We start from the raw sequence: 21182 nt of genomic DNA, 5'->3' as shown, positions 1-21182 counted from the left end.
CCTAGCGCCGCCCGAACATCATGCTGCGCGCCACGGTGCGCTTCAGCGGCGGCAGCGCTTGCAGCGCAGCCAGGGCCAGGCCGCGGGCCAGGGGCAGGCCGGGCCAGCGCCAGGCGAAGGTTTTGGCCAGGAAGTCGGTGGCGGCGATGGTGGTCCAGCGGTCCGGTGCACGGCTCCATTCCACTTGTCTCAACGCTGCTTGCACCAAGCTGGCCTTGTTGCTGACCGGGTCGCCGGAGGAGTTGTTGGCCGCAGCGCGGCGCAACGCCTCCACCAAGGCATAGGCATCGCGCAGGCCCAAGTTGAGGCCTTGGCCCGCCACAGGGTGCAGGGTCTGCGCGGCATTGCCGATGCGCACGGTGCAGCCGTCCACCAAGCTGCGTTCGGCATTCAGGCCGAGCGCAAAACACTTCAGGGGGCTGATGGCTTGCAGCTGACCCACCGAGGCGGGCAAGAGGTGTTGAATCACCAGCAGGCGCTGCGCGTCGCTCAAGCCCGCCACCTCATCTTCGGCCTTGGGCATGCACCACACCAAGGCGGCGCGCCGCTGGGTTTGTCCGTTAGTGGTGAGCGGCTTCAAGGGCAGCAAGGCCAGTGGGCCATTGCGGGTGAAGCGCTCGTAGGCGACGCCGGCGGGGCTGTCGTCGGCCAGGGTCACGGTGCCGACCCAGGCGTTTTGTTGATAGTCGTGGGTGATGGCCTTGCGGGCTTGATCGGAGAACACGCCGCCCTCGGCCACCACGGCCAGGTCGAAGCGCTCGGCAATGCCGGCATCCACTTCCACACCTGCATCAGCCAGGGGCTTGATGCCTTGCACCGGCGCGCCGAAATGGCTGAACAGGCGCTGGGGCTCGCGCTCCACGCGGGCCTGCCAGGCGGCTTGCATGGGCGCCACCAGCTGGCCGTAGCTGAGCACGGCGCCCAGCTGGGCCACGCCTTGCTCGGCCGCGCTGATCAGCACTTCAGGCTCTTGCGAGCTACCGAAGACGGGGTGTTGCAAGGTCGGTGGTGCTTGGCTGACCCGCACTTGGGCAATCGCCTGCGCTTGGGTGGCATCCCAGACCCCCAGCCTTTGCAGCAGCTGCACGCTGCCCAGGGCCAGCGCCAGGGTGCGCGGGTCGCCCGAAACGTCGCGCTCCAGCGGCCGGGCGTCGAACAGGCTGATGCGCGCTTGCGGCAGCAGTTGCGCGGCCAGCAGGGCCAGGGCCAAGCCTGCCGGGCCGGCGCCGACCACGGCGAGCTTGAGTTCGGCGGCGTTAGCGTCGGAATCGTGCAGGGTGAACATAGGGGGAAGGGCGGGAGGGGCTACAGCAGAGGGAATTGCGGGCTCGGTGCCGACCGAACCCGCTTGCCCAGCACTATAGCGGCCCACCCTGGCCGCCACTTCTTACTGCAGCTTCCGCTGAGCTCGCCTCAGACGGCGGTCAGCTTGCGCTGTGCCGCGCCGGGCAAGACCTTCATCGACTTATCGACGCTGGCGGTGTAGCTGCGGCTGGTGATGGTGCTGACATAGACCCAGTCGGCGCGGCACTCGCTGGCGTTGGCCGTCAGGACCATGAAACCGCGGCGTGAGGTGTCGCAGTACTGCAGCGGGCCGATCAGCTCGGTGAGCGCAGCGGCCAGCACGGCGGGCTTTTCCTTGGGCAGGTATTCCTCAAAGCCGGGCGAGGTGACGCTGGAGGTGGCGAACTCCACGCCGACCTGGTTGCCGGCCAGGTCTTGCAGATCATTGGCCCAGGCGTTGTGGGTGTCGCCGGACAGCACGACCAGGTTCTTGTTCAACTGGCGGGCGGTGGCCAGCACCGTCTCGCGCGCCACGGCGTAGCCGTCCCAGGCATCCAGGTTGTAGGGGATGCTGGGCTGGGCCAGCACGGCTTGTTCGGCGGCGGTCAGGGTGGCGGGCGCGGTCTTGGCCTTGGTGACGATCTCGATGTAGCGCGACATCGTCACGCCGGCGGCCGGGTTGCTGGCGCCGAACAGAATCGGCGCGGGGATGTTCATGCGGCCCATCACCACTTGCTGGCCCAGCACCTGCCAGGTGGCGGTGGAGGCGGCCAGCTGGCCTTGCAGCCAGGCGGTTTGCGTCGTGCCCAGCAGCTGACGCTTGGCGTCCGCCATATCGGCGCCGAACTTGGCAGCGTTGAAGCCGCCGGCAGTTGTGTAGTTGGCGTAGTCCAGCTGCTGGTCGCGGCCGACCAGGCGGGTGTCCAGCATATGCAGGTCCAGCAGCTTGCCGAAGCTGAAGCTGCGGTAGATCAGGGCCTGCGAGGCTTGCGGGCGGATGGGCATCCACTCGTGATACACGCGCTGGGCAATCGCTTTGCGGACTTGGTACTCGCCTTCGGTGCCGGGCTGGTGGTTCTCGGCGCCGTTCAGCCAAGAGTCGTTGCAGACCTCATGGTCGTCCCAAACGGCAATCATGGGCATGGCGGCGTGCAGGGCTTGCAGATCGGCGTCGCTGCGGTATTGGGCGTAGCGCTGGCGGTAGTCGGCCAGGGCGACGGTTTCACCAGCGGGCAGCACCTCGCGGCCCAAGGCGGCTGCCTGCGTGCTGGCATAGCCGCCGCGGCCATATTCGTAGATGTAGTCGCCCAGGAAGACGGCGGCGTCCAGCTCGGCGTTCTTGGCTGCCTCGGCGTAGACGTTGAAGTAGCCAGCCGGGTAATTGGCGCAGCTGAACACGGCCAGCTTGACCTGGCTGACATCGGCTCCGGGCAGGGTCTTGCTGCGGCCCACGGCCGAGGTCTGGCCGTTGGACGTGAAGCGGTACCAGTAGCGCTGGCCGGGCTTGAGGCCGGTGGCGTCGACCTTGACGGTGTAGTCGCTGGCCGCGCTGGCGCTGGCGTCGCCGCTATTGACCACGGTCTTGAAGTCGGCGTCGCTGGCGATTTCCCAGCGCAGGGCGACATCAGATTTGTCCGTGCTGTCTTGCGGCTGCACGCGGGTCCACAAGATGATGCGGTCGCTCAGCGGGTCGCCGCTGGCCACGCCGTGGGTGAAGGTGACCGGGGTCAGGACATTGCTGCCGCCACCGCAGCCGCTCAGGCCCACACCGGCCGACATCAACACGGTGCCGCGCACGAAGTCACGGCGGCCCAGGGCGGCAGCGCCGCTGCGATTGGGTTTCAGCAAGTTCTGGCCAGTGGCCAGCGAAGACAGGGAATTCTTTTTCATCGGGGAGCGCGAGGGCTTTGCAAGGGTGCGTCATTCTGCGGAGCGACTGTGACAAGCCGATGGCAAGGGTCAGGGCAATGGCAAGCCGCCGGATTTGCGCAGGTGACAGTGCTGCGCCTCAGGCTCGGTTACGCTTGTCGCTTGTCAAATCAAACTCTGGCAGACGCACGGGCGGCACTTTCGCTTGCGGCGCGCGGCTGCCAAGCGAAGGAGTCTCTTCCATGCAATACCGTCGTCTGGGCCGTAGCGGCCTGCAAGTCTCTGAGCTGTCGCTGGGCTCTTGGATCACGTATCACAACCAGGTCGGCACCAAGGCGGCCACCGAGATGCTGGCCCAGGCCTTCGATGCCGGCGTGAACTTCTTCGACAACGCCGAGGTCTATGCCTCCGGCCAGAGCGAAGTGGTGATGGGCGAGGCCTTCAAGGCGCTGAATTGGCCGCGCCTGAATTACATCGTCTCGACCAAGTTCTTTTGGGGCCTGTCGCGCGAAGGCAATACGGTCAACCGCAAGGACACGCTCAATCGCAAATACCTGATGCAGGCGATTGATGGCTCGCTCAAGCGCTTGCAGCTGGACTTTGTGGACCTGGTCTACTGCCATCGCCCCGACCCCCACACGCCGATCGAGGAAACCGTGCGCGCCATGCACGACATGATCACCCAGGGCAAGGCGCTTTACTGGGGTACTAGCGAATGGTCGGCTTCCGACATCCGCGCCGCCTGGGAAATTGCCGAGCGCCACCACCTGCATAAGCCGGTGATGGAGCAGCCGCAGTACAACCTCTTCCACCGCAAACGGGTCGAGACCGAATATGCCCGCCTGTACGAAGACCTGGGCCTGGGGCTGACCACCTGGAGCCCGCTGGCCTCCGGCTTGCTGACCGGCAAGTACAAGGCCGGCGTGCCCGAGGGCAGCCGCGGCGCGCTGGAAAACATGAGCTGGATGCGTGAAGGACTCACCGACGCGGTCAAGAACGCCGCCGTGGCGCAGCTGGAAGCCATCGCGGCCGAGCTGGGTGGCAATGTGGCCCAGCTGGCCATTGCCTGGGTCAACAAGAACCCGCATGTCTCCACCGTGATCCTGGGCGCCAGCAAGGCCAGCCAGCTGACGGACAACCTCGGCGCCCTGGCGCTGACGCCAAAGCTCACGCCCGAGGTGATGGCGCGCATCGACGAGATCAGCAAGCCTCTGGCGCAGTGAGGCTGGCGCTCAGCGCCCTATGGCGAGGCTCGGCGTAGCGCTGAGCCTCCGCCAGCCTTGCCCTAATATCCGCCCAATGGCTTTGAGTGCACGTTTGTTCTTGCTTCGATCGATTCCTGTTCTGAACCCTGTGCGTGCGGTGCTGCGCGCTGGCTTGGCCCTGCCACAGTGGCTTTGGCGCTGCGGCTTGATCCTGGCCTTGTGCGGCCTGGCTTTGCCGGGGGAGGCGCAAGGCCTATCGCCGTCCGAGATGGCGCCGCGCCTGGAGTCCTTGGGGCGCATGCCCAATAGCGTGGTGTCCGCGCTGGCGGAAGACCAGGCGGGTTTTGTCTGGGTCGGTTCGGCGGCCGGGCTGATGCGCTTTGATGGCTATAGCTTCCGGCCGCTGCTGCTGCCGGGCGAGGGCGGGGCCGACAAGCGCAGCCTGGGCTTTGTGCGCAGCTTGCTGGTGGCCAAGGATGGGCGGCTGTGGGTCGGCACCGACAGCGGTGGCGTGGTCGTGCATGACCCCGTCAGCGAGGCCATCCAGGTGCTGAGCAGCGACGCGGTGGGCAAGCCTGGCGGGGTGCCGGCCGGCACCATCCTGACCCTGGCCGAAGACCGCGATGGCGCCATCTGGGTCGGCAGTGGCTTGTACGGCCTGGCGCGCATTGATCCCGTCAATTTGGCCTCGCGCAGCTATCGGCACAGTGATCGCGCCGGCAGCCTGCCGGACGATCGCGTGCATGCGGCCTTGGTAGATCGCCAAGGGGATTTGTGGGTTGGCGGTTTCGCCGGCCTGGCGCGTAAGCGTGCTGGCAGTGAGACCTTCGAAAGTGTGCGTTTGCCAGGGCTTAGTCGCTTGGATTCACAGCCTTTGGTGCTGCGACTCTTGGAGGCCGAGGACGGGCAGATCTGGGTGGCGACTCAGCAAGGCGACTTGCTGCTGCTGAGTGCGGGCAGCCGCGAGCCCAGGCTGATTGAACGCGGCGGCAGTCGCGGTGCGATCTATGCCTTGATGAGCGCCAATGCCCAGCAAGTCTGGGTAGGCCGAGCCAGTGGCGTCGAGCTGCGCGCGGCTGCGGATGGGCGTGTGGAGCAGGTGCTGCGCCACAACCCGCGCAACCCGGCCACCTTGAGCGGCAATGAGGTGCGCAGCCTCTTGCGCGACCGGGCCGGCTCGGTTTGGGTGGGTGGCTTTGGCAGTGGTTTGCAACGCTACAACGCCGACAACAAGAGCATCGGCGTGCGCCGCCTGGATGACAGCGATGACGCGGTGTTTGAAGACCCCAGCGCGCGCGCCTTGCTGGAGTTGAGCAATGGCGATATCTGGGTCGGCACCACGGCGCACGGCATCGGCATTCTGGACGCGCAGCTCAATCTGAAACGGCAGCTGCAGCTGGACACGCGACCGCCGGAGCATAGAAACGCGGCCACCATGCCGCCGATGCGGGTGGCGGCGATGACGCAGATCCGTGACGGCTCGATCTGGATCGGCTCGGAGTCGCGGCTTTTACGCGTCAATGAACGCGGGCAGCTATTGCAGTCGCTGAGCGTGGGCCAGGGCCGCGTGCGCCGCATGGTCTTGGGCCGCGACGGCGTGCTGTGGGTGGGCACCCAAGATGGTTTGCAGAAGCTCGACCCAGGCCAAGCCGAGCTGCAGCGCCTGGGCCAGGCCGCGGGTGAGCCCCTGCGTGGCGACATCAATGCCATCGTTGAAGCGCCGGACGGCACGGTGTGGGTGGGCGGCGAGACCGGCTTGTACCGCTTGAGCGCCGGTGCGCAAGCGCTGGAAAAAGTCCGCAGCCAAGCCGGCCGGGGGCTGGCCAATGCCACCATCACCGGGCTCTTGTTGGACCGCCGCCAGCAGCTGTGGGTGGACACCGCCGTTGGCCTGCACAAGATGGCGGCCTGGGACGGCCAATCGGCGGCCTTCGATCGCATCAGCGAACGCCACGGCATTGCGGGGCGCGCCTTCGGCGCCAATTTGCTGGAGGATGGGCTTGGCCGCATCTGGAGCCAGGTCTATGTCTATGACCCGAACCGGGACCATCTGCATGAGCTGACGCCGGCCGATGGGGCTGACGCGGGCACGACCTGGTTTCGCTCCTATACCCAGTTGCGCAACGGGCGCTTTTTGTTTGGCTCCGGCAAGGGCTTGATGCTGGTGGATGCGGATCAGTTCCAGACCTGGACCTATCAGCCGCCGGTGGTCGCCACCGAATTGCGCATCGATGGTGAACGCGTCAATGTCGGGCGCTTGCAGCAGGGCTTGACGCTCGCGCCCAATCAACGGGGCTTCAGCCTGGAGTTTTCTGCCCTGGACTACAGCGACCCCAGTCGCTGTCGCTACGCCTATTGGCTGGAGGGCTTTGACAGCGGCTGGATCGAGGCTGGCGCGGCGCTGCGGGTGGCCAGCTACAACAACCTCAGCCCCGGCAAATACCGCTTGCGCGTCAAGGCCAGCAACCGCAGTGGCTTGTGGAGCCCGCATGAGTTGAGCATTCCGGTGCAAGTCTTGCCGGCGTGGTGGCAATCCTGGTGGGCGCTGCTGCTGTTCGGACTGATGGCGGTGTTTGTGCTGCTGACGCTGGTGCGCTGGCGCACCGCGGTCTTGGAGCGGCGCCAGCGTGCGCTGGAAGAGCGAGTGCTTGAGCGCACAGCGGAGTTGGAGCAGCTGTCCAAGGCCTTGCAAGAGAAAACGCAGGCCTTGGAGGAGCAGAGCCTCTCCGACCCCCTCACCGGCCTGCGCAACCGGCGTTTTGTGACTCAGCATATCGAGGCCGACGTGGCCATGAGCTTGCGGCGGCACGAGGATTCGGCGCGCCAGGGCGTGGCGGCGCCGGATGACGCCGATCTGGTGTTCTTCCTGCTCGACATCGACCACTTCAAGGACATCAATGACCGCTTCGGTCATGCAGCCGGAGACTTGGTGCTGCAGCAAATGCGCGACCGGCTGCGCCTGGTGTTTCGCGAGAGCGACTATCTGGTGCGCTGGGGCGGTGAGGAGTTTCTGATCGTGGCGCGTGAAAGTTCGCGCGCCCATGCGGCGGAGCTGGCCGCGCGCGCCTGCGCAGCGGTGGCGGAGCAGCCTTTCCGCCTGGACGATGGGCGCTTGCTCAGCAAGACCTGCTCGCTGGGCTTTGCCTGCTTCCCGCTCGCGCCGGCCGCGCCGACGGCACTGGATTGGACCCAGGTGATCAATCTGGCCGATGCCGCCCTCTACCAAGTCAAACGCGGCGGCCGCAATGGCTGGCTGGGCGCGATCAGCTGCGGGGGCGAGGATGCCGCCGCTGTGAAAGCGTCTGCGCGCCAAGCTTGGGCGCATTGGGTGGGCAGCGGTGACTTGCGGGTGGCGGGTTCGATCGCGCCGGGCCAAGCGCCCGAGAACTCCGGGCCGGCCTGAGCCACAGGCTTCAGCTGCGCGCGACGGGCTGGGCGGCCACGGCCAGGGCCAGGGCGAGGTGGTGATGGGCGAGGCCTTCAAGGCGCTGAACTGGCCGCGCCTGAACGACATTGTCTCGACCGTGATCCTGGGTGCCAGCAAGGCCAGCCAGCTGACAGACAAGCTCGGCGCCCTGGCGCTGACGCCAAAGCTCATGCCTGAAGTGATGGTGCGCATCGACGCGATCAGCCGGGCCCATGCTGCTTGAGAAAAACATGCGCTAGCGTGTTGATACGGAGTCAGCCTTGATCAAGGGTTAGCACTGAGGGTGCGTGCGCCCTCCTCGTGCAGCGTCGCCATGCCCGCATGTCATAGTGCTGCGATGTATTTCTTGTTGCGCGCACTGTTCTGTGGGGTCTTGCTGGCCGGGCCCGTGGGCTCGTCCCAGGCGGAGGGGCGGCCAAACTCGTCAGCAGAGACGATGGCGAACCCTGCTGCGAATCGGGCGCTGGCCGAGCCGCGTTTTGAGTCGGTCGGTGTGGGCCGCATCCCCAGGGATGTGGTCGCTTCCTTGGCCCAGGACCGCGAAGGTTTTCTTTGGATAGCCACCGGCGACGGCCTGGTGCGCCACGATGCCTACCGCTTCAGGCCGCAGGAACGCAGCAGCGAGCAGGTGGCTGCGCGCAATCTGGGCTGGCTGCGCGCCATCTTGGCGGGCCGCGATGGGCGCTTGTGGATCGGTAGTGAGACCGATGGCTTGTTGGTCTATGACCCACGGACTGAGCAGGTCAGCAATTTGCACCCCGAGCGGCGGCGCCCGCTTGCAGACTCGGTGGGCCCCAAGTCGGCACCGCTGGCCACAGTGCGTGCACTGGCCGAAGATCAGGACGGCAGCATCTGGGTCGGCACCCTGGGCGCCGGGCTGGATCGCTTCGACCCGCTCAGTGGGGAGTTTCAGCACTACCGCCATAGCCAGCAAGCGGGCAGCCTGGATGATGATCGGGTGCAGGCCTTATGGCTGGACCGCCGCGGCACGCTCTGGGTAGGGACCTGGGCGGGCTTGAGCCGGCGGGTCAAGGGTTCGGATCGTTTCGAGCCGGTCTTGCCAGAGTTGGCCGGCCAAACGATTCAAGCCCTCTTTGAAGACTCTGGCGGCCAGCTCTGGGTTGGGACCCAGCAGGGTCACCTGGCCGTGCTCGACCCCGACACTTTGCGTGCCAGCTTGTTGGTGGATGCGGCGCCCAGCCGAGCGGCCAGCCCAGCCGGTGCGCGCGTGCTGGGTCGCGGCGCGGTCAACAGCATTGTCGAAGTGGCCGGGGGTCAGGTCTGGGTCGGCCATGCCTCGGGCATCGATGTGCATGAGCAGAAGACCCTGCAATTGCAGCGCCGCTTGCGCCATCAGGCGGGGCGTCCGGCGGGTCTTGCCGGCGATGAGGTGATTCAGTTGCTGGTGGACCGGGCCGGCTGGGTCTGGGTCGCAGGCTTTGGCCTGGGCTTGCAGCGCCACAATCCTGCCAACCAAAGCATCTGGGTGCGTGGGCCCGACCCTGCGGACCCCCCTCAGGCCAGTCCTTTGCAAAATGCCGATGTGCGCAGCCTCCTGCAGTTGGACAGTGGCGAAATATGGGCGGCCACCCATGCCGGCGCGGTGGCGGTGTTGGATTCGAGCTTGCGCGTCCAGGGCTCGCTGCGGCCACAAGCGCCAGTCTTGGATGAGCGGCCGGGTGCGCGCCACGACCGTTCGGCGGCCGCGCTGCTGCAGGCCACCCGCATCACGGCCATGGTGCAGATGGGCCAGGCCGGGGCGGGCGCGGGTCATGCATCGGCTCAGGGTTCGGGTGCGGGCAGTGTTTGGCTGGGCGCCGAGTCTGTGCTCTACCAGTACACGCGCAGCGGCCGGCAATTGCGCAGCCTGGTCCACGGTGGCGGCATGACCCGGCGCTTGCTGGCGGGCAGCGAAGGCAGTTTGTGGATCGCCGCAGCGGATGGCCTCTATCGGCTGGCGCCGGGGGCCGAGCGGACGACCCGCATCGCGCTGCAAGATGGGCAACCCCTCAGCGGTGAGGTGCATGTGATCACCGAGGCGCCCGATCACAGCTATTGGGTTGGCAGCATGAAGGGCTTGTTCCGCATCCCGCCGGGAGGCCAAGCGCTTGAGCCGGTGCGGAGCCCGGTCGACACGGGCTTGGGCAATCCGGTGGTGCTGGGCTTGTTGTTTGACCGCCGCCAGACCTTGTGGGTCGACACCGCCGTGGCCGGCCTGCATCGCATGAGTGCCTGGGACGGCCGGCAGGCCAGCTTCGAGCGCATCAGTGAGCGCTACGGCATCGTCAATCGGCCCTACGGTGCTAACTTGCTTGAAGACCGGCGTGGCCGCATCTGGACTCAGATGCATGTGTATGACCCGGTCAGCGACCGGATGGACCAACTGACCCCCAGCGACGGGGTGGATATCGGTACACCTTGGTTCTTTTCGTTTACCCCATTGCAGGACGGCCGCATGCTGTTCGGCGGCGCCAAGGGCGTGGCGGTGGTGGAGCCCGAACACTTTGAGCGCCCCAGCCATGCGCCACCCTTGGTGGTGGCCGAGTTGCGCATCAATGGCGAGCGCCAACACGCCGGGCAACTGCAAAGCGGGCTGCTGCTGCGGCCGGAGCAGCGCAGCTTCAGCGTTGAGTTTGCGGCGCTGGACTATGCCTTGCCGGGCAGCAGCCGCTATGCCTATCGCCTGCAAGGTTTTGATCCCGACTGGATAGACACCGGCGCAGACCTGCGTGTGGCCAGCTATAGCAATCTCAGCCCGGGTGACTATCTGCTGCAAGTGCGGGCTCATAACCGCAGCGGCGTGGCCAGCGCGCAGGAGCTGGCCATTGCGGTCAAAGTGTTGCCGGCGTGGTGGCAGCGTTGGTGGTTTTTGCTGATCGTGCTGGTCTTAGCGGCGGGGCTGTTGTTTGGCCTGGTGCAACTGCGCACCCGGCAGTTGCGCATGCGCCAGCTGTGGTTGGAGCGTAAGGTGCGGGAGCGCACGCAGGCGCTGGAAGATGCCAGCTTGTCAGACCCGCTGACCGGGCTGCGCAATCGGCGCTTTTTGGCCCATCACATCGAGTCCGATGTGGGCTTGAGCTTGCGCCGCCATCAAACGCATCAGCGCAAGGGTCACACATCTGAAGCGGCTAGCGCTGACGGCGGTGACCTGATCTTCTTCTTGCTCGACATTGATCACTTCAAGCAGGTCAATGATGAGTTTGGCCATGCGGCGGGAGATGCTGTCCTGCAGCAGATGCGCGACCGGCTGCGCCTGGTGTTCCGCGAGAGCGACTATCTGGTGCGCTGGGGCGGTGAGGAGTTCTTGATCGTGGCGCGTGAAAGTTCGCGCGCCCATGCGGCGGAGCTGGCTGCGCGCGCTTGCGCCGCGGTGGCGGAGCAGCCCTTCCGCCTGGACGATGGGCGCTTGCTCAGCAAGACCTGCTCGCTGGGTTTTGCTTGCTTCCCGCTCGCGCCGGCCGCGCCCACGGCACTGGATTGGACCCAGGTGATCAATCTGGCTGACGCTGCGCTCTACCAGGTCAAGCGCGGCGGCCGCAATGGCTGGCTGGGCGCGATCAGCTGCGGGGGCGAGGATGCCGCCGCTGTGAAAGCGTCCGCGCGCCAAGCCTGGGCGCATTGGGTGGGCAGCGGCGACTTGCGGGTGGCGGGTTCGATCACGTCGAGCCCAGCGCCCGAGAAATCCGGGCTGACCTGAGCCACAGGCTTCAGCTGCTCGCGGCGGGCTGGGCGGCCACAGCCCGGTCGCGGCCCTCGGCCTTGGCTTGATACAGGGCCTGGTCGGCCAGGGCCAGCCATTGCCCGATATGGCTGCCCGGCTTGGGCACCTGGGTGACCAGGCCGATGCTGAAGGTCAGCAGCCCGCCCTGGGGGGAATTGGCATGGCTGATATTGGCGGCGCGCAGCAGTTCGCGGCAGCGCGTGGCCACGGCCAGGGCGCCGTCGGCATCGGTCTGGGCCAGCAGGATGACGAATTCCTCGCCGCCATAGCGCGCCACCAAATCAGCGGGCCGGCTGGCGCTCTTGCGCAGCACCTCGGCCACACGCGCCAGGCATTGATCACCAGCCTGGTGGCCGTAGTGGTCGTTGTAGAGCTTGAAGTGGTCCACATCAATCAGCGCCAGGCTCAGCGGCAGGCCGCTGCGCAAGCCGCGCCGCCATTCATCGTCCAGCCTGTCCATCAGCAGGCGTCGGTTGGCCAGGTCGGTGAGTGAATCGGTGGTGGACAGGCGCAGCAGCCGGGCATTGGCGACCTGCAGCTCTTGCTCGAACTGTTTGCGCTGGGTGATGTCGGACAAAACGGCAACGAATAAATCATCGTCCTGATCCGGCACGGCGGCCAGGGCCAGTTGTACCGTCAGCAGCTGACCGCTTTTGTGCCGTGCTGTTACTTCACAGGCCGTGCCAAACACCTCGCCGCTTTGATCCGGAATCAGCAGGGAGATGGCGCTGCCCACCATCTCCGCGCGCGCGTAGCCAAACAAGCGCTCCACCGCCGGGTTGCAACTCAGGATCACACCGTCGTCATTGAGCGTCAGGATGGATACGCCGGCCGTGCCGATGATGGCTTTGAGCTGGGCCTGGCTGGCTTTGAGGGCTTGTTCTTTGTGGATCAGGTCGCTGACGTCTTGCCGCACCGTCAACACAAAGCCTTCGGGTGTGCGGGTCTCGGTGGTCTTGAGCCACAGGCCACCCGGCGTCTGGTTCAGCAGGGTCAGGTCTTGCTGGCCGCGCAGGGCTTGGCGATTGAGCTGGCGGGCCTGCTTGCGCGCCTCTGGGTCGCTGGGCAGCAGGTCGTCAAACCAGCTGGACTGGACCAGCGCCTCATAGTCCTTGCCCACTGCCTGCGCATTATTGCGATGCGGCAGCCAGTTCACCATGCGCTGGTTGACCAGCACCAGGCGGTCTTGCTCATCGTAGATTTCAATGCCGGCGGGCATGGCATCGATGGCACGTTCCATCAGTTGGCGGTCATGATGGGCCTGGGACTGGGTGGTGGCCAGGGCTTGCTGGGCGTGAATCAGCTCGGTCACATCCAGGCGCAGGCCCACCACATAACCCGAAGGAGTGCGCTGCTCGTAGACATGGAACCAGCGGTCGGCGTATTGCTGCAAAAGCGGTTCCCGGCGGCTGCCGCGCTCGGCCAGGCGCTGCTCCAGCCAGCGGGTTTCATTGCCGACGGCGTCTTGAATCGCGCCGCTCTGCAGCGCTTTTTGCAGCACCGTGTGCAGCGACACGCCAGGCTGCAACTCGGCGGCCACACTGGGGTAGAGCCGGCGCAGGGCTTGATTGCACAGCAGCAGCCGGTCGCGGCGGTCCCACAGCTCAAAGCCCGCCGGCATGGCCTCAATGGCTTCGTTGATGATTTGCTGCCAGTCTTGTTCGCGCGCCATTTGGGCCGCCAGGCTGCGAAGCCAGGCCCGCCAGGCGCCGAATAAGCAGGCCAGCAGGGCACACAGGCTGAGCGTTTGCAGCAGCGTCGGCCATGGCGGGGTGAGTTGCGGGGCAAGTTGCGGAGTGAGTCGCAGGGCCAGTGCCGCCAGCGCCGATGCTGCTGCCGCACCTAGCCATCGCGGCAGGGCGCGCAAATCTTCCTTGCGCTGTAGGAATACGTCTGCCATGGGCGCCCAAGGTTGTGTGGGGGCTCTTGCTTTTCTTGAACCCCGACCGGCCTATTCTGGCCGACTTGTCCTTGCACCCAATGGGGGCTAATCCGAATGCCTTTCAGACTGTGGCTGCAGCGCTTCCCAGCGCTGCGGCGTGCCGACATCGACCCAGGTGCCCCGGTACAACTCGGCGCCCAGGGCCTGACGCGCAATGGCGTCTTCCAGGCTGGGGCGCAGGGCGGCTTTTTGGCCCAGCGGCAGGCCCGCGAACAGGCGGCGCTTGAACAGGCCCACGCTGGCCCAGGTGTAGCGCGGCAGGACGTCGTTGCTGGCCAGGCCTTGGGGGCTGATGCCGAAATCACCTTTCGGGTGGTGCGGGCTGTTGGGCGCCAGCCAGAGGTGGGCGTCCAGCGGGCCTTGGGCAAAGGCCTGGGCAAAGCCGGCATCGAACTGGAAATCGGGCAGGTAGACGTCACCCGACACGACCCAGAAGGCCTCGTCCCCGTCGGCGCACAGCAAGTCCAGCGCCCGGCGGATGCCGCCGGCTGTTTCCAGCGCGCCGCCGGGCTCGGCCGACTCGTCGCTGTAGTGCAGACGCAGGCCGGGGAACTGGGCGGCGAAGCGCGCCCCGTCACCCAGCAGCTGGGGGAATTGGGGGCTGAGCCAGGCGGTGTTGATGACGATGTCGCGCACGCCAGCGCGGGCCAAGGCTTCGATATGCCATTCGATCAGGGGTCGGCCCATCACGGGCAGCAGGGGTTTGGGGCAGTGGTCGGTGAGCGGCCGCATGCGCTCACCGCGCCCGGCCGCGAGGATGATGGCTCGCATGGCCGGGAGTGTAGGGCCAGCCTCAATCCAATCAGGCCGTTCAGGCCAGGCCGGGCGACTCAGCGGCGTTGAGGTCGGGGCCGCTGACGGGAATCCAGACCTGGAAGCAAGTGCCTTTGCCGGGGGTGGACTCCACCTCGATGCGCCCGCCATGTTTTTGAATGATGGAGAAGGACAGCGATAGCCCCAAGCCCGTGCCCTGGCCCACCGATTTGGTGGTGAAGAAGGGGTCGAAGATGCGGCGCAGCACCTCGGGCGGCATGCCCGAGCCGTTGTCGATCACCTTGATGCAGACCCAGTCGTCCACGCAGCGGGTGCTGAGCTGGATTTCGCCACGCGTTTCAATCGCATGGCTGGCGTTGACGATCAGGTTCATGAAGACCTGATTGAGCTGGGCGGCCAAGCAGCGCACGGCGGGCAGCGTGCCGTAGTCCTTCTTGATCTCGGCCTTGTACTTGATCTCGTTCATCACCACATTGAGGGTGGAGTCCAGGCCTTTGTTGATGTCGGCGTCCTGCCAGTCGGACTGGTCCACGCGGGAAAAGTCCTTCAGGTCCTGCACGATCTTCTTGACCCGGTTCAGGCCTTCTTCGCTTTCTTGCAGCAGCAGGGGCAGGTCTTCGTGGATGAAGTCGAAGTCCGCTGCTTTGCGCAGCTGCGTGATCTGGGCATGCACGGCGGCGGGCAGGTGTTCGATGCCGACGCATTCGAACAGGCCGATCAGCTGCAGCATCGACTCCATATAGCGCCGCATCGTGCCGAGGTTGGAGGACACAAAGCCCACCGGGTTGTTGATCTCATGTGCCACGCCGGCCGCCAACTGGCCGATGGAGGCCAGCTTCTCGGATTGCAGCAGCTGGCTTTGCGCTTCGGCCAGGCGCGCATTGGTCTCTTTCATTTCGCCGTAATTGCGCACCAGCTCGCGCTGCGCGCGCATCACATCGCTGCGGTCTTGCAACAGCCACCAGACGCTGGCGCTGGGGTTGTGGGCGTCCGAGCTGTAGGCAATCATCTGCACCCAGATCTGATTGCCCGCCGCGGTGATCATGGTCATCTCGTGCGCAAGGGATTCGCCGCGGGCCAGCACCGGAATGGCTTTGCGAACCAGGTCGGTGTAGGCCTGCGGGTCGGCGAAGAAGCGCCGGCTGTATTCGCCCTCCGCGCTGGCGTCGGCCAGCTCAAAGATTTCGGAGAACTTTTTGTTGGCACGCAGGATGCGGTGCCCGCTGGTGCAAAGAATGCCGACCGAGGCGTTCTCCATGAAGGCGTCCAACTCCAGATGGCTTTTCAGGGCGTCGGCGGTGCGCATGGCCACCAGCCGTTCCAGCTCTTGCTGGTGGCGCTTGAGGGCGTCTTCGGCCAGCCGCCGCTCGGTCACATCCTGCATGGTGGCGATGGCGCCCACCGTTTTGCCCTGGACGTCAAACAACGGCACGGCGGTGCAGAAAATCCAGCGCCCGCTGCCAAGCAGATGCGGATAGAACTGCTCGATCTCCACCGCATTGGGCACCAGGCTGGATGGGCGCAAGGCCGCGCCGTAGAGCTGCTCCAGCTGCGGCCGCAGCTCGGGCTGGATCAGCATCTGCGCCAGCAAGGGGCGCGGCTCCGGGTAGAAGGCCCGCCAGGCGTCGGCGCTGCCGATGATGTCGAAGGCCTCGATGCCGGTCAGCTGCGCGCAGCCCGAGTTCCAGTGGCTGACACGGCTATTGGCGTCCAGAACCAAGGTCGGCACCGGATTGTTTTCCAGGATCTGCTGCATCACCCGGCCGACGTCCAGCAAGGTCATCTGCACATGGCGCATATCGCTCAAGTCCATGCAGGTCAGCAAGGCCAGCTTGCCCGCGGCGCTGCTGCAATGGCGGGCCGTGACTTCGAGGTATCGGATCGAGCCATTGGCCGTCATTGCCTCGCATTCCAGGGCCGGCAGCTGCTCGCTCTCGCTCAGGCAGCGTTCGCCATAGGCTTTCAAGGGTGCGATGAAGTCCTGCGTTGCCCAGGCGTAATGCGGCATGGCTTGCAAGTCCGCCAGGCCGTAGCCCAGCAGGCGCTGCATGGCCGAGTTGGCAAACAAAATCGACTGTCCGCCATGCACCAGCACGGGCGCGCTGACGGCCTCCAGAGTGGTGGTCAGTAAATCGTCCAGTACCGACTCGAACTCGACGCTGGCGGGCCGCTGCTGCGGGCTAGGGCGCGGCGGGCTGCTGCTGGTGCTGTGGAATTCAAGCATGTTGCACCTTCTGGCTGGCGGCTGGGGCTGGCGCGGCGGTGCCTGGCTTGGCCTTTGCTGCCCCTGCCGCTGCGGCTTGCTTGACGAAGAAGCTCAGGTTCAGGCCGTCGCGCGCTTCCAGTTCGCGCACCTGCTTGATCACCGGCACGGAGAAGCTGAAGCCTACCGGCAGCAGCACGCTGCCATGCGGGCTGAGCAAGGGGCGGGACAGTTTCATGCCGGGGCGCAAGCCTTCGGAATTCACCTCGGTGTCGGCATCGGCTTCCTGCGCCATCTCCAGCAGCACCGCGTCGAAGGCCTTCAACACCTCGGGGTCGTAGCGGGCCGGCGCGCCTTCGCGGATGGCGGCCACGGCCTCGACCGTGGAGAACTCCTTTTCGGCCAGCTTGCCGCTGATGAGCGACTCGTAGGTGCTGGCGATATTGATGATTTGCGAACCCAGCGGCACCTCATAACCCGTCAAACCATCGGGGTAGCCATTGCCGTCAATGCGCTCTTGTTGCGAGCGAATGATGACGGCGGTTTGGCGCAGCCGCCCCAGCGGTGTCAGTGCCGCTTGCGCCATGATGGGGTGTTGCTTGTAGGCGCTGAACTCCTGGCCATCCATCAGGGACACCGTCTTGTTGAGCAAGTTGTCAGGCAGGCCGATCTTGCCCACCTCATGCAGCAGGCCGGCGTTGTAGATGTCCAGCGCTTCTTTCTCGTCCAGCGCCATATGTTCGGCAATGCGCCGGGCCAAGGTGGCCACCCGGTGGCCGTGGCCGGCCACGCTGCCGTCACGCAATTCCAGCAAGCCCGCGAACACGCTGATGGACAGGGCGAAGTTCTCCTCCAGCTGCACATTGAGTTGCTCCAGCCTTTGGTTGCTGGCCGCGATTTCTTGCAGATTGGCTTCGAGCTTGTTGTTGGCTTGTGCCAACTCGTTGGTGCGCTCGCTGACGCGGCGCTCCAGCTCGCCGTTGACATTGCTGAGGCTGTCATTGGCCTGCTGCAGCTGGCTGTTGGCGTCTTGCAGCTGTGTATTGGCCTGCGCGAGTTGTTGGTTGAGGTCTTGCAGTTCCTGGGTCTGGGCTTGGTTCAGCTGCGCTAAGCGCTGGTTCTCGCGCTCCAGCTGCTGGCGCCGCAGGCCGTCTTGCACCGCCAGCACAATCTCCTGATCGTCCCAGGGCTTGCTGATGTAGCGGTTGATCTCGCCACGGTTGATCGCGCCAATGGTGGAGGTGATGTCTGCATAGCCGGTCAGCAAGATGCGCACGACCTCGGGCCAGCCTTGCCGCACCTGTTCAAGGAATTGCACGCCGTCCATCTCCGGCATGCGCATGTCGGAAACCACCAGATCCACATGCTGGGCTTGCAGCAGGGCCAGGCCAGCCGCGCCGCCTTCGGCCAACAGCACCTGGTAGCCCAGGGGCCGGAACAAGCGCCGCAGGGCACTGAGGATGGAAGGCTCGTCATCGACAAACAAGATGACGGCCGGTTCAACAGTTTGGTCGCTCATGAGCGCCCTCCTTGCTGCAGCGGATGTTTACCTCGACAAGGTAGCTAGAGTTCCGCCGCGCTTGAAGGGTATGCCTTTGCGTCCGTTCATGGTGCGCCGGCCGCATTCCCTGCCGTGAACAATGGCACGGCAGGCCCTGGCTTGTGGGGACGGGCGCTGGCGCGGGCGCCCGTCCGTCAGGCCAGGCTAGGCCCCAGGCCTAGCGGTGCGGGCAGGGCGGCCAGCACCTTTTGGAATAGCAGCACATAGTCTTCCGGTGGCGCATGGCCGGACAGCGGGTCTTGGTTGGCGGCGAAGGCATCGTCAAGCTCGGCCCAGTCGGCGTTGTTGAGCACCTTCAGGGCCAGCGGCAGGATCTCGCGCTCTTCGATCTCCATATGCTGCAAATAGCATTTGACGTAGTGCTGGGCCTTTTCCTCGAAGGCGGCGCGGCGCGCTTCGCCCATCATCTCGTAGGCCAGCAGGGCGTGTTCCAGCTCGCGGATGGCGTGCTCGCCGCGGCGGTGGTCTTCATCGAGCTTGTCCAGTACGCCGCGAATTTCCGGCGCGCGGGCGCGCAGCTTGGGGAAGAGCAGCAGGCTTTCCTTGGGGTGGTGCAGGCGCTCGGGGAATTCGTCGACGTAGAACAACATGGCCCGCAGGGCGCCAAAGTCTGGCAGCACACCGCGCCGGCGCTGCTCGGCCAGCAGCAGCGGGATGGTGCGCAGCATCGCGGCCAGCGCGCCGTGCTCGTCTTGAATGACTTTGAGGGTCAGCGGCGTGGCGCGGCTCGAACTCTGGTTCATGACATGTCTCCATCGGCTGTTTTTGTCTGCCAAAGGGTGCCAGAACATGGCCGGCCAGCCTTGTTTTAAGTCAATACTTGGCAGGCTGTCAGCGCGCGAAGTTGCGGGCGCTGGCGGCAAAGTCGCGTCTGCCACGTAAAATCACGGGTTACCCCCTAACTCCTCACCTGCGAAGCTCATGGCTAATACCGCTGCAAGCAACACCACCCTGATGGCCAACGCCATCCGCGCACTGGCCATGGACGCCGTGCAGCAAGCCAATTCCGGCCATCCCGGCGCGCCCATGGGCATGGCCGATATCGCCGTGGCCCTGTGGAGCCGCCATCTGCGCCACAACCCGACGAACCCCCAGTGGGCCGACCGCGACCGCTTTGTGCTGTCCAACGGCCACGGCTCCATGCTGATCTACGCGCTGCTGCATCTGACGGGCTATGACCTGCCGATCGGTGAGCTGAAGAACTTCCGCCAGCTGCACAGCAAGACTCCGGGCCACCCCGAAGTGGGCATCACCCCCGGCGTTGAGACCACCACCGGCCCGCTGGGCCAAGGCATCACCAATGCCGTGGGTCTGGCCCTGGCCGAGAAGATGCTGGCCAAGGAATTCAATATCGACGCGCACAAGATCGTCGATCACCACACCTATGTCTTCCTGGGTGACGGTTGCCTGATGGAAGGCATCAGCCACGAAGCCGCTTCGCTGGCCGGCGCCTGGAAGCTGAACAAGCTGATCGCCATCTACGACGACAACGGTATCTCCATCGATGGCCAAGTCGCCCCATGGTTTGCCGACAACACCGCCCAGCGTTTCGAGGCCTATGGCTGGAACGTCGTCGGCCCGGTGGACGGACATGACGTCGACGCTGTTGACGCCGCCATTGCCAAGGCCAAGCTGAGCACCGACAAGCCGACCCTGGTGATCGCCAAGACGCATATCGGCAAGGGCTCGCCCAACCGCGCCAACACCGCCAAGGCACACGGCGAGCCGCTGGGTGCTGAAGAAATCAAGCTGACTCGCGAGTCCATCGGCTGGGCGCATGAGCCCTTCGTGATCCCGCAAGCGGTCTATGCCGACTGGGACGCCAAGGCCGCCGGCGCCAGCCAGGAAGCCGCCTGGGACGAGCGTTTTGAAGCCTACGCCACCGCTCACCCCGAGCTGGCCGCCGAGTTCCTGCGCCGCATGGCCGGCGTGCTGCCTGCCGACTTCGCGCAAACCGCTGTGGACGCCGTCGTGGCCGCCCACACCAAGGGCGAAACCGTGGCCAGCCGCAAGGCCAGCCAGATCGCGCTGGAAGCTTTCACCGCCGCAGTGCCTGAGCTGCTGGGCGGCTCGGCCGACCTGACCGGCTCCAACCTGACCAACACCAAGTCGACCCCGGCCTTCCGCGTGGAAGCCGACGGTTCGTCCAACGGCGGCCGCCACATCAACTACGGCGTGCGTGAGTTCGGCATGGCCGCCATCATGAACGGCGTGGCCCTGCACGGTGGCTACATCCCCTACGGTGGCACCTTCCTGACCTTCAGCGACTACAGCCGCAACGCCATCCGCATGGCCGCGCTGATGAAGCAGCGCGTCATCCATGTGTTCACGCACGACTCCATCGGCCTGGGCGAAGACGGCCCGACCCACCAGTCCATCGAACATGTCGCTTCGCTGCGCCTGATCCCTGGCCTGGACGTGTGGCGCCCCGCTGACACGACTGAAACCGCTGTGGCCTGGACCATGGCCATCGCCAGCGCCACCCGCCCCAGCGTGCTGGCCCTGAGCCGCCAAAACCTGCCTTACGCGCCCAAGACGGCCGTGGAAGACATCAGCAAGGGCGGCTATGTGCTGAGCGAGCCGGCTGACGCTGGCCTGAAGAAGAAGGCCCGCGGCGTCATCATCGCCACCGGCTCCGAAGTGCAGCTGGCCCTGCACGCCCAAGCCAGCCTGGCTGCGCAAGGCATCCCGGTGCGCGTGGTCTCCATGCCTTGCACCAGCGTGTTCGATCGCCAAGACGCCAAGTACAAGCAAAGCGTGCTGCCGGCCGGTCTGCCGCGCGTCGCCGTTGAAATGGGCGTGACGGACGGCTGGTGGAAGTACGGCTGCGCCGCCGTGGTCGGCATCGACAGCTACGGCGAGTCGGCACCCGCACCGGTGCTGTTCAAGCACTTCGGCTTCACCACCGAAAACGTGGTCGACACCGTCAAGGTCGCGCTGGGCGTCGCCAAGCTCAAGGGCGGCAAGCGCTGAGTCTGCGCACAAACGCCGGAAGGCGTTTGTGGCTGAGTATGTGAATCCAGCGGTAGCCGCTTAAGGCGGCTGCCAAGAAGGATCCCGAGAGGGGCAAGGCTTTTGACGAGCCTTGCCCTTTTTTCATGTCTGTTTCATCTTGAAGCGGGTCATATCAACAATTTTCCTAGCCTGCCGGCCAGTGATACTTGCGGCCGAAATCAAGAGGCTGTGCGCGCCATGG

At 65.6% G+C, this 21182-nt stretch carries 12 protein-coding genes; 5 read left to right on the top strand and 7 right to left on the bottom strand.

Annotation, left to right across the window (positions count from 1 at the left end; genetic code table 11):
* Position 1: 1 nt before the first annotated feature.
* Positions 2-1285, bottom strand: coding sequence for a 2-octaprenyl-6-methoxyphenyl hydroxylase (locus AT984_RS16520; protein ID WP_058721040.1), 1284 nt, complete (start codon positions 1283-1285; stop codon positions 2-4).
* A gap of 128 nt (positions 1286-1413) precedes the next feature.
* Complete coding sequence (locus AT984_RS16515; protein WP_058721039.1) at positions 1414-3174, bottom strand: alkaline phosphatase D family protein; 1761 nt, start codon at positions 3172-3174, stop codon at positions 1414-1416.
* Positions 3175-3395: 221 nt separating this feature from the next.
* Here AT984_RS16515 and AT984_RS16510 point away from each other — a divergent pair, with 221 nt between their 5' ends.
* From AT984_RS16510 to AT984_RS16495, 4 genes are all read left to right on the top strand, one after another.
* Complete coding sequence (locus tag AT984_RS16510; RefSeq protein WP_058721038.1) at positions 3396-4376, top strand: potassium channel beta subunit family protein; 981 nt, start codon at positions 3396-3398, stop codon at positions 4374-4376.
* A 94-nt stretch (positions 4377-4470) separates the two neighbouring features.
* A complete protein-coding gene (locus tag AT984_RS16505) occupies positions 4471-7761 on the top strand; it encodes a ligand-binding sensor domain-containing diguanylate cyclase (RefSeq protein ID WP_197418133.1) in 3291 nt (1096 codons plus the stop codon).
* 64 nt (positions 7762-7825) lie between these two features.
* A complete protein-coding gene (locus AT984_RS16500) occupies positions 7826-8008 on the top strand; it encodes a hypothetical protein (RefSeq protein WP_058721036.1) in 183 nt (60 codons plus the stop codon).
* Between the two features lie 213 nt (positions 8009-8221).
* Entirely contained in the window at positions 8222-11482 is a 3261-nt protein-coding gene (locus tag AT984_RS16495) for a ligand-binding sensor domain-containing protein (protein WP_058721035.1), read from the top strand.
* 10 nt (positions 11483-11492) lie between these two features.
* On the opposite strand, the gene AT984_RS16490 is transcribed toward AT984_RS16495, so the two are convergent.
* The 5 genes from AT984_RS16490 to AT984_RS16470 form a co-directional block, all read right to left on the bottom strand.
* Positions 11493-13406, bottom strand: a complete 1914-nt coding sequence (locus AT984_RS16490) for a sensor domain-containing diguanylate cyclase (RefSeq protein ID WP_058721034.1) — start codon at positions 13404-13406, stop codon at positions 11493-11495.
* Positions 13407-13493: 87 nt separating this feature from the next.
* Entirely contained in the window at positions 13494-14219 is a 726-nt protein-coding gene (locus tag AT984_RS16485; RefSeq protein WP_058721033.1) for a nucleotidyltransferase family protein, read from the bottom strand.
* A 40-nt stretch (positions 14220-14259) separates the two neighbouring features.
* Positions 14260-16446 (bottom strand): ATP-binding protein, encoded by a 2187-nt coding sequence (locus AT984_RS16480; RefSeq protein WP_058721032.1) that lies wholly within the window; start codon positions 16444-16446, stop codon positions 14260-14262.
* Positions 16439-17944: an HD domain-containing phosphohydrolase gene (locus tag AT984_RS16475; protein WP_058721031.1), complete on the bottom strand. Its 1506-nt coding sequence runs from the start codon at positions 17942-17944 to the stop codon at positions 16439-16441. Before AT984_RS16475 ends, AT984_RS16480 begins: the two co-directional genes overlap by 8 nt.
* A 176-nt stretch (positions 17945-18120) precedes the next feature.
* The gene (locus tag AT984_RS16470; RefSeq protein ID WP_058721030.1) at positions 18121-18729 is read right to left on the bottom strand and encodes a hemerythrin domain-containing protein; all 609 of its coding nucleotides are present in this window, start codon (positions 18727-18729) and stop codon (positions 18121-18123) included.
* Positions 18730-18907: 178 nt separating this feature from the next.
* On the opposite strand from AT984_RS16470, the gene tkt reads away from it, so the two are divergent.
* A complete protein-coding gene (gene tkt / locus AT984_RS16465; RefSeq protein ID WP_058721029.1) occupies positions 18908-20959 on the top strand; it encodes a transketolase in 2052 nt (683 codons plus the stop codon).
* Positions 20960-21182: the final 223 nt, after the last annotated feature.

The sequence above is a fragment of the Paucibacter sp. KCTC 42545 genome, assembly GCF_001477625.1.
Lineage (GTDB): Bacteria > Pseudomonadota > Gammaproteobacteria > Burkholderiales > Burkholderiaceae_C > Paucibacter_A.
This window is presented reverse-complemented; position numbering and strand designations above follow the sequence as displayed.

Excerpts from the sequence above, each read along its gene's own strand:
- AT984_RS16510 (WP_058721038.1), top strand. The coding sequence starts at position 3,396 with ATGCAATACCGTCGTCTGGGCCGTAGCGGCCTGCAAGTCTCTGAGCTG.
- AT984_RS16475 (WP_058721031.1), bottom strand. The coding sequence starts at position 17,944 with ATGAGCGACCAAACTGTTGAACCGGCCGTCATCTTGTTTGTCGATGAC.
- AT984_RS16495 (WP_058721035.1), top strand. The coding sequence starts at position 8,222 with ATGGCGAACCCTGCTGCGAATCGGGCGCTGGCCGAGCCGCGTTTTGAG.
- AT984_RS16485 (WP_058721033.1), bottom strand. The coding sequence starts at position 14,219 with ATGCGAGCCATCATCCTCGCGGCCGGGCGCGGTGAGCGCATGCGGCCG.
- AT984_RS16515 (WP_058721039.1), bottom strand. The coding sequence starts at position 3,174 with ATGAAAAAGAATTCCCTGTCTTCGCTGGCCACTGGCCAGAACTTGCTG.
- AT984_RS16470 (WP_058721030.1), bottom strand. The coding sequence starts at position 18,729 with ATGAACCAGAGTTCGAGCCGCGCCACGCCGCTGACCCTCAAAGTCATT.
- AT984_RS16480 (WP_058721032.1), bottom strand. The coding sequence starts at position 16,446 with ATGCTTGAATTCCACAGCACCAGCAGCAGCCCGCCGCGCCCTAGCCCG.
- AT984_RS16520 (WP_058721040.1), bottom strand. The coding sequence starts at position 1,285 with ATGTTCACCCTGCACGATTCCGACGCTAACGCCGCCGAACTCAAGCTC.
- tkt (WP_058721029.1), top strand. The coding sequence starts at position 18,908 with ATGGCTAATACCGCTGCAAGCAACACCACCCTGATGGCCAACGCCATC.
- AT984_RS16490 (WP_058721034.1), bottom strand. The coding sequence starts at position 13,406 with ATGGCAGACGTATTCCTACAGCGCAAGGAAGATTTGCGCGCCCTGCCG.
- AT984_RS16500 (WP_058721036.1), top strand. The coding sequence starts at position 7,826 with ATGGGCGAGGCCTTCAAGGCGCTGAACTGGCCGCGCCTGAACGACATT.